Origin of the sequence: Nonomuraea indica (assembly GCF_002850745.1) — a bacterium.
GTDB classification, from domain to species: domain Bacteria; phylum Actinomycetota; class Actinomycetes; order Streptosporangiales; family Streptosporangiaceae; genus Nonomuraea; species Nonomuraea indica.
The window spans coordinates 28,092-42,667 of sequence record NZ_KZ559487.1; the positions used below are offsets into that span (position 1 = coordinate 28,092).

The window sequence follows — 14,576 nt, forward strand, 5'->3', positions numbered from 1 at the left end:
GCGTAGGCCACCTTCCCGGCCCGGTGCCGGCCGGCCCGGATCCGGCCGGCACGGTGAGCGGGACGGCCCGGGGCTCCTGGAGGATCGGCAATCACCGGCAGGACCGTGCTTGTCACGGAAAGTTCTGCCCTTATTAGCCGATTGCTGGATTTCGGCCTATACCATAATCGCCGCGGTGATCACCGGTGAGAGTCTCCGGTGCGGACGCCGCAAGGAGTTCCCCGTGCGAAAGATCGCAGCAACCACCCTCGCCGTCCTCGTCCCCCTCGCCGGAGCCGGCGCCTCACCGGCCGCGGCCGACACCGCGGCCGAGCCCGCGCGTGACCGGTCGCAGGTGGTCGTCATCGGCCACCGCGGCTCGGCGGGTCACCGTCCCGAGCACACCCAGGGCAGCTATGAGCTGGCCGTGGCCATGGGCGCCGACTGGATCGAGCCGGACCTGGTGCCCACCAAGGACCACGTGCTGGTCGTCAGGCACGAGAACGAGATCTCCGGGACGACCGACGTGTCGCTGCGCCCCGAGTTCGCCGCGCGCAGGACCACCAAGGTCGTCGACGGGCGCAACGTGACCGGGTGGTTCACCGAGGACTTCACCCTGGCCGAGCTGAAGACGCTGCGCGCGGTCGAGCGGCTGCCCGCCATCCGCCAGCGCAACACCGTCTACAACGGCGCCTACCAGGTCCTCACCTTCCAGGAGGTGCTCGACCTGGCCAAGCGGCTCTCGCGCCAGTACGGCAAGCAGGTCGGCGTCTTTCCCGAGACCAAGCACCCGACCTACTTCCGGTCGATCGGCCTGCCGCTCGAGGAGCCGCTGATCAAGACCGTCCGGAGCAACGGGCTCGACCGCCCGAACAGTCCCGTGGTGGTGCAGTCGTTCGAGCCGTCCAGCCTGAAGCGGGTGGCCAAGAGCCTGCGGGTCCCGCTGTGGCAGGCGCTGGGCACCAGCGGGCAGCCCTACGACCTGAGGGCGGCCGGGGACCCGACGACCTACGCCGACATGATGAAGCCCGAAGGGCTGGCGAAGATCGCGGAGTACGCGCAGTGGATCGGCCCGGACAAGTCCTCGGCGATCCCCGTCAACGCGGACGGCAGCTGGGGCACGCCGACGTCGCTGGTGGCCGACGCGCACAAGGCGGGCCTGAAGATCGGCGTCTACACCTTCCGCAGCGAGAACCAGTACCTGCCGCTGCAGCTGCGCCGCGGCCAGAGCCCGACCGACCACGGTGACGCGCTGGCCGAGTATCGCGCCCACATCGAGCTGGGTGTGGACGCCTTCGTCACCGACTATCCGGACGCGGCCAGCCTGGTCAAGGCCGAGCAGGGCAGGCCGCACCCGCACGTCCAGCCCAAGCAGTTCGACAACGGCATCGCCGAGGAGGGCCGCGAGTAGCCTGCCACCGGCCCACCCGCCCTCGGTCCGGCCGGATCGGGGGCGGCGGGCTCGGCCGGTCGCCGCGTCGCCCATACGGATCTCGGCGCCGTGTCCGTCCTCGAAGCGATCCCTTCCCGCTCCACGGGGGAGGCCGGCAGCCGGGGCGGGAGTCAGGTGGTGGCCACCCCGTGGCGGTGGAACCGGTCGTGTACGCGGGCCAGGAGCTCCTCGTCGGGTGGTGAGGTGTCGGCCAGGGGGAAGCGCAGGCCGAGCCGCCGGTACTTGTCGGTGGCCATGCGGTGGAAGGGCAGGACGTCGACGCGTTCGACGTTGTCCAGGCTCGCCACGAAGCGGGCCAGGCCGTCGACGTCCTCCAGGTCGTCGGTGACCCCGGGGACCAGGACGAACCTGATCCACGTGGGGCGGCCGAGGTCCGCCAGCCGGCGGGCGAAGCGGAGGGTGGGCTGGAGCGGCCCCCCGGTCAGCCGCCGGTAGGTGACCGCGTCGTAGGACTTGATGTCGAGCAGGACGAGGTCGGTGTCGGCGAGCATCGCGTCGGTGGCCCGCCCGCCGAGCAGACCCGAGGTGTCGAGGGCGGTGTGCAGGCCGCTGTCGCGGCAGCGGCGGAGCAGGTCGGCGGTGAAGCGGGGTTGCAGGAGCGGTTCGCCGCCGCTGATCGTCACACCGCCGCCCGCGACGGTGATGAAGCGCTGGTAGCGGCCGATCTCGGCCATCACCTCCTCGGTGGTGACGGGGCGCCCGTCGCGCATGTGCCACGTCTCGGGGTTCTGGCAGTACAGGCAGCGCAGGGAGCAACCGCTGGTGAAGACGACGAACCGGGTACCCGGGCCGTCCACGCCGACGGACAGGTCCCAGGAGCTGATGACGCCCGTTGCGGCCGGCACCGGCTCGGTGGGCCGAGGCGGTGGCGCATGACGGGAGTTCACAGCGATCCGTGGAAGGTCCGGTTGACGACGTCCTCCTGCTGTTCGCGGGTGAGGCGGACGAAGTTGACGGCGTAGCCGGAGACGCGGATGGTCAGTTGCGGGTAGCGGTCGGGGTGCTCCATGGCGTCCAGGAGCACGGCGCGGGTGAGGACGTTGACGTTCATGTGGAAGCCTGCCGCGTCGAAGTAGCCGTCCAGGACGCCGACCAGGTTGTCCACCCGTTCGGCCGGGGTGCGGCCGAGCGCTTCGGGGGTGACGGTGTTGGTCAGCGAGATGCCGTCGAGCGCCTGCTCGTAGGGCAGCTTGGCGACCGACAGGGCGGAGGCGATCATGCCGTGGCGGTCGCGGCCGTTGCCGGGGTTGGCGCCGGGGGCGAAGGGCTCGCCGGCGCGGCGGCCGTCGGGGGTGTTGCCGGTGTGCCTGCCGTAGACGACGTTGGAGGTGATCGTGAGCACGGACTGGGTGTGCTCGGCGTCGCGGTACGCGGGATGACGGCGGATCTTGGCCATGAACGAGCGGACCAGGTCGACGGCGATGGCGTCGGCGCGGTCGTCGTTGTTGCCGTAGGCCGGGTAGTCGCCGTCGATCTCGTAGTCGACCGCGAGCCCGGTGTGGTCGCGGACGACCTTCACGCGGGCGTGCCGGATGGCCGACAGGCTGTCCGCGGCGACCGACAGCCCGGCGATGCCGCAGGCCAGGGTGCGCCTGACCGGGTAGTCGTGCAGGGCCATCTCGATGCGTTCGTAGGCGTACTTGTCGTGCATGTAGTGGATGATGTTGAGCGCGTTGACGTAGGTCCGCGCGAGCCAGTCCATCATCCGGTCGAAGGCGGCCCTGACCTCCTCGTAGTCGAGGACGTCACCGGTCAGCGGAGGGTGGGCCGGGCCCACCTGGACGCCCGTCATCTCGTCGCGGCCGCCGTTGATCGCGTACAGGAGCGTCTTGGCCAGGTTGACGCGGGCTCCGAAGAACTGCATCTGCCGGCCGACCGGGGCGGCCGACACGCAGCAGGCGATCGCGGTGTCGTCGCCGAGGCGGGGGCGCATGAGGTCGTCGCTCTCGTACTGCAGGGAGCTGGTCTCGATCGACAGTTCGGCGCAGAAACGCTTGAACGGCTCCGGCAGCCGCGGGGACCACAGCACGGTGAGGTTCGGCTCCGGCGCGGGGCCGAGGTCGCGCAGCGTCTGCAGGTAGCGGTAGCTGGTGCGGGTGACCAGGGGGCGGCCGTCCGCGCCCATGCCGCCGATCGACTCGGTCACCCAGGTGGGGTCGCCGGAGAAGAGCTGGTCGTACTCGGGCGTGCGCAGGAAGCGGACGATACGGAGCTTGATCACGAAATCGTCGACGAGCTCCTGCGCCTGCTCCTCCGTGATGCGTCCTTCGGCGAGGTCGCGCTCCAGGTAGATGTCGAGGAAGGTGGAGGTGCGGCCGAGGGACATGGCCGCGCCGTTCTGCTCCTTGACGGCGGCCAGGTAGGCGAAGTAGAGCCACTGGACGGCCTCGCGGGCGGTGGTGGCCGGCTCGGAGATGTCGTGGCCGTAGGAGGCGGCCATCCGCTTCAGCTCGTCCAGCGCGCGAAGCTGCTCCGACAGCTCCTCACGGTCGCGGATCACCGCGTCGGTGGCCGCGCAGCCGTCCAGGGAGCGAAGATCGGCGTGCTTGCCCGCGATCAGCCGGTTCACGCCGTACAGGGCGACGCGCCGGTAGTCGCCGATGATGCGGCCGCGGCCGTAGGCGTCGGGCAGGCCGGTGATGACGCCGGAGCGGCGGGCGGCCAGGATCTCGGGGGTGTAGGCGTCGAACACGCCGTCGTTGTGGGTCTTGCGGTACCTGGTGAAGATCTCCTTCACCAGCGGGTCGAGCGTGAAGCCGTACGCCGCCAGGCCGTTCTCCACCATGCGCAGCCCGCCGGCGGGCATGATGGCGCGCTTCAGCGGCGCGTCGGTCTGGAGGCCGACGATCAGCTCCCGGTCGCGGTCGATGTAGCCGGGGCGGTGCGAGGTGATCGACGAGGGCGTGGCGGCGTCCACGTCATGGATTCCGCGCTCCCGCTCCTCGGGGAAGAGGGCCGACACCGCCGCCCACACGGCCCGGGTCCGCTCCGTCGGCCCTGCCAGGAAGCTCGCATCGCCCTCGTAGGGGGTGTAGTTGGCCTGGATGAAGGCGCGTACGTCGATCGTCGAGCGCCAGTCCGCGCCCTGGAAGCCGCGCCATGCGCCGACCTCGACCGCGGTGACCGTCATTGCTCCCCCTTGTGGTGATGGATGTTCGATGGCACGCTCGGCTCCCCGCTCAGGAGCGGGACAGACGACCTTGAGCGCTCCGGTCGACTTCCGGGCGGCGATGGGGCGGTGCCTCCTCGCCAGCTTTCCTCCTCCACGGTCGCCGGTGAGGGGCCGTACCGGCCAGGGACCAAGGTCACCGCACATCGTGGCTTTGGCCTCGGCGGCCGGGCCGGCCGCTGATCGAGGACCAACGGCGTCCTCCCCGGGGACCTAGGTCTCGGGCGCGCGGGGCCGGCTTCGGTGACAGTGGGTACGGAGATCTTCCGTCGCCAGAGGAGGCGTGTGATGGACGCGCTGGTCGTCTACGAATCCATGTTCGGCAACACCAGGCGGATCGCCGAAGCCGTGGCCGAAGGGCTGTCCTGCCGGGTGCGAGCCGAAGCGGTCGAGGTCGGCTCGGCGCCCGCGCAGGTGGGGCCGGACATCGGCCTGATCGTGGTGGGCGGGCCGACGCACGCCTTCTCCATGAGCAGGACCTCCACCCGCCGATCCGCCGCCCAGCAGGCCACGGGGCCGCTGGTCTCGCGCGGCGACGGCGTACGCGAATGGCTGGCCACGCTGCGCACCCCCGCGGCGAGGCTCGGCTCGGCCGCCTTCGACACCCGCATCGCCAAGCCGCGCATGCCGGGCTCGGCCGCGCGCGGCATCGCCAGGCGGCTGCGCCGCCTCGGCGTCAGGGCAGTGGGGCCGGCGCAGAGCTTCCTCGTCATCGGGACGCAGGGGCCGCTGGTGGACGGTGAAGTGGAGCGGGCCCGGCAGTGGGGCGAGCGGCTGGCCGCGTCGCTCCCCGCCACGGCCCCCGGCGAGAGCGCCTGACACGCGCACGGACGGGAACCCCTGACACACGCACGGACACGCCTGGAGCCGGCAGCCGCGGTGCCGGGTTCCGGCGCGCGGCCGGCCCCGGTGGCCGGAGGCGGAGTACCGCATCGAAGGCACGTCGTCGGCAGCCGATCACACCGAGATCGTCGGAGACGTAACCGGTAGGGGTGCGTCTGGGACAGACGTCGCTCTGGGGCGGTGCCTTCGGGCGACCGCCGCCGCGCCGGTGCCGCCGGCGACGAACAGTGCGGCCAGCGCGAGCCAGCCCGCGGTTCCGTGTTCGATGGCGGTGGCGGTGACGAGCAACGGTGAGATCATGGCGGCGATCGCGTAGCCCGTCTGGCTGAGGCCCTGGTAGGCGCCGGCGTTGCGCTGGTCGGCCAGTTCGAAGGCCATGCCCCAGCCGCCCGCCTCGCCCAGGATCTCGCCGAAGGCGTGGGCGAGCCCCGCCAGGAGCAGCAGGACACAGGCGGTGATCACGTTTCCGTAGCCCGCCAGCGCGTACAGCCCGCATGCGAGCGCGAGCAGCCACGACGCGCGCCGGACGGCGGTCCCGGCGTGACGCACGTCGCAGACGCCACGCGAGATGCGCACCTGGAGGCCGGCCACGACCACGGTGTTGAGGACGAGCAGCACGGACACGATGGCGGTGGGGGCCCCGGTGGAGGCGACCCAGAGAGGGACGCCGACAGTCAGCAGGCCGAACTGCACGGCCACGACGGCGTTGCACACCACGCTCGCGAGATACGTGCGGTCCTTGAGCGGTGACGGTCCCTTCACGGAAGTGTCGGTCGCCTGGCCGTCCGCCGAGGCGACCATCCGGGCCGGTAGCTCCGGCACCCGGGATCCGAGCCGTGCCAGCGGCAACGTGGCCGCCAGCAGCAGGACTCCGGAGGCGATCAGCGCGGCCTGGTACGCCACGGCGGTGCCCGTCTGGAGCGCCGCGGCGGCGGCCACAGTGCCCAGGCCGATGAAGACGTTCGTGACCACACGCAGCCGCGCCCGGACCACCACCCGTTCCGGGCCGGTGTACCACCGTGCCAGCATCGTCTGCTTCGACGTGCCGCTCGCCGAGCGCATCACTGCGGCCAGGCAGGCGACCAGGGTGAACACGACGGCGTCCGAAGCGAGCGTGTAGGCGAGCATCGCCAGGCCGTTGAGGGCCGTCGCCACCGTCTGGACGCGATGCGCGCCGACCCGGTCGGCGAGCCACCCTGACGCGTACGAGGCCAGGACGCCGGCGCCGCCCGCGATGCCCAGCGCCAGGCCGACCGTCGTCGCACCGAGTCCGATGACAAGCGTGAAGTACAGCGTGCTGACGGTGTAGAAGGTCCCGCTGGACAGCGCGAACGCCATCGTGCTGAGAGTCAGCGACCGGCCGACACGGTCCTCGGGGAAGAAGGTTCGGATCACGCCCCGTTTCTCCCGCAGCGGGGGTGCGAAGACCAATGATGTAGCGTACGGCTACATGGTCGCTGTGCGGAGCGGTGGGCTCATCGCGTACGAACTCGCCGGGATGGACGTCGCCGACGTGCGCTTCGCCGCCTCACCCATCAACGAGCTCACCCTGTCACTGCGTACGTTCCGCGACCCCGGACGCTTTCCCGTGCACCTGCCCTGGCTGCGGCGCACGGAACAGGTGCGATCCGGGCTCGACCTGCCCCTGCTGCGCGCTCTCACGAACGACGCGATGTGGTCGCCCGACTATCTGACGCCCCGTCCGCACGCTCCCCTCACCCGCATCGACGACGAACTCGCCGCCGTCGCGCGGGTGCCTCTGGACCGCATGCTCGACGACCTGCGCGCCCTCCACCCCGGTCGGCTGCCCCCACCGCTGCGGGGTGACCCGGCGACCGTTCGCACGCGCATCACAGAGGCGCTGCGGACGTACTGGCGCACCTGCTTCGCGCCGTGGTGGCCGCGGATGCGGACGGTCCTGCAGGCCGACATCATCTACCGCGGACAGGTCATCTCCGCGCACGGTCTGGCGGCGATGTTCGCCGACCTCAACGAGCGGGTGCGCCTGGACGACGGTGTCGTACACGTTCGCCTGGTCAGCAACGCCGGCTACCGCCGGTCCACCGGAGGAGAAGGGCTCACCCTGGTGCCGACGCTCTTCAGCAGAGGCGTGACCGCCCCGATCTCACCGGAAGAACCACCTCTGATCATGTACGGCACGCGTGGCGCCGGAACGCTCTGGCAGGCGGAGCCCCGCCGTTCCCCCGCGGCGCTCACCGGACTCCTCGGCGCGACACGCGCGGGCCTGCTCACGGCGCTGGAGACGCCGGCGTCGTCGACCGAACTCGCCGGCCGCCTCGGCGTCACCACCTCGGCCGTCAACCAGCACCTGCGCGCGCTGCGGGACGCCGGCCTGCTCATCGGCGCACGCCATGGCCGCTCGGTCCTGTACTTGCGTTCAGAACTCGGCGACGCTCTCATCGCGGGCGGGGCCGCGGATGACCCCGAAGACGCGCGGTGACACGGGCGGGCCGGCGCCGGGCCGGAGGAGTCAGCAGCGTTCCAGGTCGGGCTGGGTGAGGTGGAGGCGCTCGACGCTCCGGACGAGCGAGAGGTTGGCGGCGGTCAGGGTGCGCACCTGCTCTTCGAGTGCGGTGACCCGTTTCTTCAGGGCTACGAGTTCAAGGTCGAGCGCCGGCGCTTCCATGATCATCCGTCCAGTCGCCATCGCTGGTTCACCTCCGTCTGCAGGGGGACACACTCTCATCGTGACCGGCTCGTCCACCCTGCGGCACAGGCGAACGTCTCCGCCCGGAGGGACCAAAGGCACAGGCGACCTTCAGATCCTCTCCACGTCGTCCACCCGGAACAGGCCCCACCATCGTCCGCTGACATGGTCGTCGCGCACCGACCGGGCGTGGCGCTCCAGGCTCGGCTCCGACAGGGCGAAACGTACGTGAAGGGGCGCGTCGGCCTTGATCAGCACCACGGTGGCCAGCGTCAGCGCGAGCGGGCTGATCCTCCGCCGGCCGGGACCGGAACGTGACATCCGCGCATGGGGTGATCTTGCCCGCTCTCACCCGCGAGCGCGTCCCCGATGCCGCATCCGTCAGCGCCATCTCTCGGGGCCGGAGGGGGCGTGGCTCATTCGCGCCGGTCGGCCCGCAGCCGGGCGGACAGTGCGGCGGCCTGGGTGCGGCGCTGCATGTTGAGCTTGGCCAGCAGGTTGGAGACGTAGTTCTTGACCGTCTTCTCGGCGAGGAACAGCCGCTCGCCGATCTGCCGGTTGGTCAGGCCGTCGCCGATCAGGTCGAGGATCTGGCGCTCCTGTTCGGTCAGTGCGGCGAGCGGGTCCTTCTGGGCGGCATGGTCGCGCAGCCGCTGCAACATGGCGGCGGTGGTCTGGGGGTCGAGCAGCGACTGCCCGGAGGCGACGGTGCGGACCGCGCCGACCAGGTCGGAGCCGTGGATCTGCTTGAGCACGTAGCCGGACGCGCCGGCCATGACCGCGTCGAACAGGGCGTCGTCGTCGGCGAAGGAGGTGAGCATGAGGCAGGCCAGCCCCGGCAGCCGCGAGCGGACCTCACGGCACACGTCGATGCCGTTGCCGTCGGGCAGGCGCACGTCGAGCACCGCCACGTCCGGCTTCAGGGCCGGGATGCGGGCGATCGCCGACTCGGCGGTTCCCGCTTCGCCGATGACCTCGATGTCGTCCTCGGACCCCAGCAGGGAGGCCACCCCGCGCCGCACGACTTCATGGTCGTCAAGCAGGAACACACGAATCATGCCTTCGACGCTAGTCACCCGATCGAGGATTCCAAAAGGGGCCAAAGTCCCCAAGTCGCGCGGGGCGGCCCGCTCGTACGGGGCGAAGGTCCTGCCGCCCGACTCCCAACGTCCCTGTCCCTCCCCGGGGCCGGGCAGGACGCTGGAGGCCCCGGCGAGAGGAGCCCGAGATGCCCGCGGTGGTCGTCACAGGACTGCGCAAGGAGTACGGGACGGTCAAGGCCGTCGACGGAGTGAGTCTCACTGTCGAACGCGGCGAGGTCTTCGCGCTGCTCGGCCCGAACGGGGCGGGCAAGACCACGACGGTGGAGATCCTGGAAGGCCACAGGCGCCGCGACGGGGGAGAGGTGTCGGTGCTCGGCTTCGACCCCGCTACCGGCGGCCGGGCCTACCGTGAGCGCATCGGGATCGTGCTGCAGGAGGCCGGGTTCGAGGAGGAGTTCTCCGTCGCCGAGCTGGTCCGCCTCTACGCCGGTTTCTATCCCCGGCCGCGTGACCCGGAGGAGGTCATCGAGCAGGTCGGGCTGAAGGACAAGCGTGACGCCCGGGTGCGGACGTTGTCCGGGGGGCAGCGCCGCCGCCTGGACCTGGCGCTCGGCCTGGTCGGCGCGCCGGAGCTGCTGTTCCTGGACGAGCCCACCACCGGCTTCGACCCCTCTGCCCGGCACCACGCCTGGGAGCTGATCGACGCTCTGCGCTCGTCCGGCACCACGATCCTGCTCACCACCCACTACATGGACGAGGCCCAGCACCTGGCCGACCGGGTGGCGGTGTTGCGCGCGGGCCGCCTGGTCGCGGTCGGCGCGCCGGACACCCTCATCGCGGCCGAGCGCACCAGCGTGCTGTCCTTCCGGCTGCCCGAGGGGACGATCCTCGCCGATCTGCCGTCGCTGACCGGTCACGTCGAGGCGCATGGCGCGGCGGTGTCGGTCCAGACCGACCAGCCCGCCCGCGACATGCACGCCCTCACCGGCTGGGCGCTGGAGCGCGGCACCGAGCTGACGTCGCTGACGCTGGCCCGGCCGTCGCTGGAGGACGTCTATCTCGACCTGGTGAACGAGGTGACATCATGATCGGCGGGCTGGTCCGGCACGAGACCCGGTCCTTCTTCCGCAGCCCGGTCGCGGCCGGCTTCACCGTGGCGATGCCGCTGCTGATGGCGGTGATCGTGGGTGCCGCGGTGGGCAACCAGGTCGTCGACCCCCGGACGGGCGTGCGGGTGATGCAGTTCGTCATCCCGGTCATGGCCGTGTTCGGCGTGGCGCAGGGGTGCTTCGGCGCCCTGGCCATTCACCTGGCGGACCTTCGCCACCGAGGCTGGCTGAAGCGGCTGCGCGGCACGCCGGTGCCCGCGTGGGTGGTGCTCGCCGGGCTGGTGGGCGCCTCGCTCGTGATCGCGGCGGTGACGGTCACCGTGCTGCTGGCGGTGGGCGTGGTCTTCTACGACCTGCAGATGGTGTGGCGGACGCTGCCCGCGCTGCTGGTCACCCTGCTGCTGGGGGCGTTCTGCTTCACCGCGCTCGGCTTCGCCGTGGTCGCGCTGGTGCGCAGCGCGGCGGCGGTGCAGCTGATCGGCACGGGGCTGCTGCTGGCGCTGGCGTTCGTCTCGGACATCATCCTGGTCGGCGCCCGGCTGCCGGCGTGGCTCGACACGGTGGGCTGGGTGTTCCCGCTGCGGCATCTCGGGAACGCCGTCCGCGACGACCTCAACCCGTTCCTGACGGGCTCCGGCTTCTACGGCGATCACCTGGCGGTGCTCGCGGCCTGGGGGATCGGCGGGGCCGCGGTGGCCGTGTGGCGCTTCCGCTGGGAACGGCCACCCGCCCGTACGACGAGCGTCCGGACGCCGGGAGCCCGGAGGACGAGCGCCCGGACGGTGGGAGCTCAGAGGACGGAAGTCCGGACGGCGGGAGGCCGGCCGGCCGGCCGGGTGGCGCGCGCACGACTCGCGCGGCGGGAGGGCCGGCCGGCGGCGTGGCGCCTTCTCGCCGGCCAGGCACGGCACGCGCTGATCCGGCTGCGCCGTGACCTGTCCACGGCGTTCTTCACGGTGATCCTGCCGGCGCTGCTCCTGGCGCTCATCTCGCTGATCTTCGGCGACGCGCGGGTCTCGGGCATCCGGCTCCCGGTGTTCATGCTCGCCGCGATGATCACCTACACGGTGGGCGTCGCGTCGTACGTCAACATCGCCGAAGCCGTCGCCGGGGACCGCGAGCGCGGCGTGCTCAAGCGGCTGGCCGGCACGCCGCTCCCTCGCTGGGCCTACCACGCGGGCCACCTCACCACCGCGCTCCTGGTCACCGTGGCCACCGCGATCGTGCTGGCGCTGGTGGCCGCGCTCGGGTACGACGTCGTGCTCGCACCGGCCATGATCCCCGGGATGCTCGCCGCGATCGTGCTCGGAGGCGCGTGCTTCGCCGTCCTCGGCGCTCTCGTGGTGGCGTTCGTGACCAAGCAGCAGACCGCGAACGCGGTCACCCTGGGCACCTTCCTGCCGCTGGCCTTCGTCTCCGACGTGTTCGTCATCGGCGGGGAACTGCCCGGGGTGCTGCGGGCGATCGGCGACGCCTTCCCGCTCAAGCACGTCTCCCACACGCTTCTCGCCGTACTGGATCCGGCGGGCCGCCCGTGGCCGTGGACGGATCTCGCCGTGGTGGCGGCCTGGACGCTGGGCGGCGGCGTGCTCCTCGCGCTCAGGCGAGGACGCTAGACCGGCCTGCCGCCCCGACACGTGGTGTCCGGGCGGCAGGCGGTGTCACGGTGGTGGCGGCCCGGTCGGCGCCGCCGTCCACTGCGCTCCGGCGCGGGGACTCAGGGACGGTCCCATGTGAAGGGCAGCTCCATGATGTCGTCCTCCCGCCAGGCGAAGGCCCCCTGCACGTCGACGACTCCGTCGAGCTGCCGGGCCGCGTGGACGGCGGCGGTCGCCTCGCTGCGCCGATCCGGGTATCCGGACAGCGTCACGATGCCGTCGCGGACCTCGACGAGGATCCCGCCGCGGTCGTTCCACCTGGCGTGCGGCGGGATCCCCTCGACGACGCGGCGCCTGATCTCGTCGTCGTCGCGCAGGTACATCCTGAGCAGGTCCCGCCGGCTGACGATGCCCTGCAGCCGGCCCTCGGCGTCGACGACGACCAGCCGTTTGACGCCGCCCTCGTCCATGACGCGGGCGGCACTGACGGTGGAGGCCGACGCGGAGATCGTCACCGCGGGCGTCGTCATCAGGTCCGCCGCGGTGTGCCCCGCCGCCTTCCGGCCGTCCGCCGCGCCCTGGCCGGTGACACGCCGGCGCAGCCGGGCACGCAGCGGCGGGTGGTAGCTCTCACCGCAGTACTGCTCCCGGAACTCCTCCTTGCGCATCAGGTCTCCCTCGGAGACGACGCCGACGACCCGGCCGTCCTCATCCACCACGGGCACGGCGCTGATCGCGTTCCTCACCAGCACCTCGGCGACGTCCTTGAACGGGGTGTCCGCCTTGACCGACGTCACCTGCGCCGTCATGACCTCTCGCACCGTGATCCGCATCGTGTCCTCCTCCTTGGGCTCTGTCCTCCATCACATCGCCGTTCCGGGTGGATGCGTAGGGACGGAAGCCCTCGGGCCCCTGGACCTTCGGGTGCGGAAAGTCCCGGAAACCCGTCCCGCCCCGAGGTCCGCCTGCCGATCCCGAAGGCGGCCGGGTGCTAGGTGGTCAGGAAGGCGTCGGCTGACTCGGCGAGGGTGGCGTGCCCGCCGTGCCCGCCGTGTCCGCTGTGTCCGTCAGGAAGGCCAGTGCGTCGGAGGCGAAGCGCTTGTCGGTGAACGTGCCGCTGTGGCTGCGGCCCGGGTAGACGACGAGCCGGGCGTCGGGGATGCCCTCGACCGTGCACCGGGCCAGTTCCAGGGGATAGACGAGGTCCCTGTCGCCCTGGATCAGCAGCGTGGCCGCCTTGATGTCGTGCAGCCGGCCGCGCAGGTCGAAGCCGTCTTCGGCGTTGAGGACGGTGACGGCGTCGCTGTGGTCCTGGTGGCCGCTGTCCGACAGCCACAGCAGGCCTCGGAGCAGTTTCCGGCCGATCGCCGATTCGGTGACGATCTCGGCCAGCGCGGGGCTGGGCCGCCTGCCCTGGCGTGCGCGTTCGATGTAGGCGCGCTGGGCCCGCTTGCCGGCCGGGCCGAGAGTGCAGGCCGTACCCGCCAGGACCAGGCGGTCGACCAGGCCGGGATGGTCGGCGGCGAGTTGCAGGGCGATGGAGCCGCCGGTGGAGATGGCCAGCATGTTCACCGGGCCGTCGAAGGCGGTTCTGATCGCCTGCGCGTAGACGGCGGCGAGGTCGGCCATCGTCGTGGCCGGCGGCAGCCCGGGTGGCCGGTTGACGACGTAGACGGTGAAGTGCTCGGTGAACGGCCGCACCATCCGCATCGTGGACCAGCGCGCCAACCCCGTCGGGTTGGCCGCCTGGGGGGTGTAGAGCAGGACGACCAGGGGCGCTCCCGCGCCGGCCGAAAGGTACGGCAGGCCGTTCATCATGGGGTGATCCCTTCTGTGACCGCGTCGATCTGACGGTTCATCACGGCCGGACAGATCTCGGGTGCCCAGGTGCTCGGCGTGCAGCGGGGTCACCAGGACCCGAGACCGCCGTACAGCATTGTGGCTCTATGTGAACAGATTGGTTTTTCGTTCACAGCATAGCTGCCGCCGGCCGGGCGATCTCATCCGCCCCCGGCCGGATGGATCCGGCGCGGGGCAGTTGCCGTCACATACGGCTCAGAGCCGGTCCATCGCGTCGTCCAGCTCGACGAAGAACTTGTCGACGGCGCTCGTGTCCAGACCTGGGGACGTGATCGAGAAGCTGGGGAAGATCTTGATCCCGTTCGAGGAGGCCCCCGCACGGACCATGGGGCCCCGACCCTCCAGGCCCGCGATGATCCGGTTGATCAGGGCGTCGACCTGCCGCGCACTGTAGCCCTGGGGCACCACAGGAACGTGGGTGCCGCGGATCTTCCGTACGAGCCTCGCCTGGGGGGTGCGAGCCGCGCCTCTGATCCGGCGCCATTCGCGCAGGCGCGTCATCGGGGCGTCCAGGCTGTCGCGCACCAGGCCGCCCGCCAGCAGGAGGACGCCGCCCCCGATGAGGGTCCCGCCGACCAGCAGCGTTCCGGACGCCGCGGCCGCGGAACTGCTCTTGGACTCCTCGTAGCTTCTCGGCCCCGACTTCCTGCTCGAGCAGTAGTCGCCCGGGCTCATCCGCTCGAAGCCGCACCGGGGTTGTTCCGCGTCCTTGGCCACCACCAGCCACACCAGCATGACAACTGCCCCGATGGCCAGCATCCAGGCGCCCGCCTTGGTCATGTCCACCCCCTTCGGGTGGGCAAGATCGTATAGGCGCGGCACCCGGTCGGCCAGCCACACCGGCCGACCGGATC

The 14,576-nt window shown here is 71.4% G+C and carries 14 protein-coding genes; 5 read left to right on the forward strand and 9 right to left on the reverse strand.

All coding sequences use genetic code 11. The features are described from left to right. Positions 1-223 precede the first annotated feature (223 nt). Complete coding sequence (locus tag CXR44_RS34250; RefSeq protein ID WP_101790307.1) at positions 224-1,390, forward strand: glycerophosphodiester phosphodiesterase; 1,167 nt, start codon at positions 224-226, stop codon at positions 1,388-1,390. 152 nt (positions 1,391-1,542) lie between these two features. Here the strand turns inward: CXR44_RS34250 and pflA are convergent, their stop codons facing one another. Next, positions 1,543-2,319 carry a pyruvate formate-lyase-activating protein gene (pflA, locus tag CXR44_RS34255; RefSeq protein ID WP_245899769.1) on the reverse strand — a complete coding sequence of 259 codons (777 nt, stop codon included), beginning with the start codon at positions 2,317-2,319 and terminating at the stop codon, positions 1,543-1,545. After that, the gene (gene pflB / locus CXR44_RS34260; RefSeq protein WP_101790309.1) at positions 2,316-4,562 is read right to left on the reverse strand and encodes a formate C-acetyltransferase; all 2,247 of its coding nucleotides are present in this window, start codon (positions 4,560-4,562) and stop codon (positions 2,316-2,318) included. Before pflB ends, pflA begins: the two co-directional genes overlap by 4 nt. A 327-nt stretch (positions 4,563-4,889) precedes the next feature. On the opposite strand from pflB, the gene CXR44_RS34265 reads away from it, so the two are divergent. Further along, entirely contained in the window at positions 4,890-5,420 is a 531-nt protein-coding gene (locus CXR44_RS34265; protein ID WP_101790310.1) for a flavodoxin family protein, read from the forward strand. A gap of 138 nt (positions 5,421-5,558) precedes the next feature. Here the strand turns inward: CXR44_RS34265 and CXR44_RS34270 are convergent, their stop codons facing one another. Then, a complete protein-coding gene (locus CXR44_RS34270; protein WP_219602180.1) occupies positions 5,559-6,839 on the reverse strand; it encodes an MFS transporter in 1,281 nt (426 codons plus the stop codon). A gap of 55 nt (positions 6,840-6,894) precedes the next feature. Here CXR44_RS34270 and CXR44_RS34275 point away from each other — a divergent pair, with 55 nt between their 5' ends. After that, positions 6,895-7,905: an ArsR/SmtB family transcription factor gene (locus CXR44_RS34275; RefSeq protein ID WP_101790311.1), complete on the forward strand. Its 1,011-nt coding sequence runs from the start codon at positions 6,895-6,897 to the stop codon at positions 7,903-7,905. A gap of 30 nt (positions 7,906-7,935) precedes the next feature. Here CXR44_RS34275 and CXR44_RS39840 read toward each other — a convergent pair whose 3' ends face one another. The 3 genes from CXR44_RS39840 to CXR44_RS34285 all read right to left on the reverse strand — a co-directional run bounded on the left by CXR44_RS39840 (position 7,936) and on the right by CXR44_RS34285 (position 9,170). Beyond that, a complete protein-coding gene (locus CXR44_RS39840) occupies positions 7,936-8,112 on the reverse strand; it encodes a hypothetical protein (protein WP_180903843.1) in 177 nt (58 codons plus the stop codon). Between the two features lie 111 nt (positions 8,113-8,223). After that, a complete protein-coding gene (locus CXR44_RS34280; protein ID WP_101790312.1) occupies positions 8,224-8,433 on the reverse strand; it encodes a hypothetical protein in 210 nt (69 codons plus the stop codon). Positions 8,434-8,528: 95 nt separating this feature from the next. After that, positions 8,529-9,170 carry a response regulator gene (locus CXR44_RS34285; protein WP_101790313.1) on the reverse strand — a complete coding sequence of 214 codons (642 nt, stop codon included), beginning with the start codon at positions 9,168-9,170 and terminating at the stop codon, positions 8,529-8,531. A gap of 170 nt (positions 9,171-9,340) precedes the next feature. Between CXR44_RS34285 and CXR44_RS34290 the strand changes: the two genes are divergently transcribed. Both CXR44_RS34290 and CXR44_RS34295 read left to right on the forward strand, forming a co-directional pair. Continuing rightward, the gene (locus tag CXR44_RS34290; RefSeq protein ID WP_101790314.1) at positions 9,341-10,243 is read left to right on the forward strand and encodes an ABC transporter ATP-binding protein; all 903 of its coding nucleotides are present in this window, start codon (positions 9,341-9,343) and stop codon (positions 10,241-10,243) included. After that, entirely contained in the window at positions 10,240-11,880 is a 1,641-nt protein-coding gene (locus CXR44_RS34295) for an ABC transporter permease (protein WP_101790315.1), read from the forward strand. The genes CXR44_RS34290 and CXR44_RS34295 overlap by 4 nt, the downstream gene beginning before the upstream one ends. A gap of 101 nt (positions 11,881-11,981) precedes the next feature. Here CXR44_RS34295 and CXR44_RS34300 read toward each other — a convergent pair whose 3' ends face one another. From CXR44_RS34300 to CXR44_RS34310, 3 genes are all read right to left on the reverse strand, one after another. Next, positions 11,982-12,695 carry a CBS domain-containing protein gene (locus CXR44_RS34300; RefSeq protein WP_101790316.1) on the reverse strand — a complete coding sequence of 238 codons (714 nt, stop codon included), beginning with the start codon at positions 12,693-12,695 and terminating at the stop codon, positions 11,982-11,984. Positions 12,696-12,861: 166 nt separating this feature from the next. Continuing rightward, positions 12,862-13,680: an alpha/beta fold hydrolase gene (locus CXR44_RS34305; RefSeq protein WP_101790317.1), complete on the reverse strand. Its 819-nt coding sequence runs from the start codon at positions 13,678-13,680 to the stop codon at positions 12,862-12,864. A 237-nt stretch (positions 13,681-13,917) separates the two neighbouring features. Beyond that, on the reverse strand, positions 13,918-14,502 hold the full coding sequence (locus tag CXR44_RS34310; RefSeq protein WP_144070189.1) for a hypothetical protein: 585 nt from the start codon (positions 14,500-14,502) through the stop codon (positions 13,918-13,920). Positions 14,503-14,576 lie beyond the last annotated feature (74 nt).

Bases quoted from the DNA above. Each gene is read 5' to 3' on its own strand.
- pflB (WP_101790309.1), bottom strand. From the start codon at position 4,562: ATGACGGTCACCGCGGTCGAGGTCGGCGCATGGCGCGGCTTCCAGGGC.
- CXR44_RS34265 (WP_101790310.1), top strand. From the start codon at position 4,890: ATGGACGCGCTGGTCGTCTACGAATCCATGTTCGGCAACACCAGGCGG.
- CXR44_RS34275 (WP_101790311.1), top strand. From the start codon at position 6,895: ATGGTCGCTGTGCGGAGCGGTGGGCTCATCGCGTACGAACTCGCCGGG.
- CXR44_RS39840 (WP_180903843.1), bottom strand. From the start codon at position 8,112: ATGGCGACTGGACGGATGATCATGGAAGCGCCGGCGCTCGACCTTGAA.
- CXR44_RS34280 (WP_101790312.1), bottom strand. From the start codon at position 8,433: ATGTCACGTTCCGGTCCCGGCCGGCGGAGGATCAGCCCGCTCGCGCTG.
- CXR44_RS34285 (WP_101790313.1), bottom strand. From the start codon at position 9,170: ATGATTCGTGTGTTCCTGCTTGACGACCATGAAGTCGTGCGGCGCGGG.
- CXR44_RS34290 (WP_101790314.1), top strand. From the start codon at position 9,341: ATGCCCGCGGTGGTCGTCACAGGACTGCGCAAGGAGTACGGGACGGTC.
- CXR44_RS34295 (WP_101790315.1), top strand. From the start codon at position 10,240: ATGATCGGCGGGCTGGTCCGGCACGAGACCCGGTCCTTCTTCCGCAGC.
- CXR44_RS34300 (WP_101790316.1), bottom strand. From the start codon at position 12,695: ATGCGGATCACGGTGCGAGAGGTCATGACGGCGCAGGTGACGTCGGTC.
- CXR44_RS34305 (WP_101790317.1), bottom strand. From the start codon at position 13,680: ATGATGAACGGCCTGCCGTACCTTTCGGCCGGCGCGGGAGCGCCCCTG.
- CXR44_RS34310 (WP_144070189.1), bottom strand. From the start codon at position 14,502: ATGACCAAGGCGGGCGCCTGGATGCTGGCCATCGGGGCAGTTGTCATG.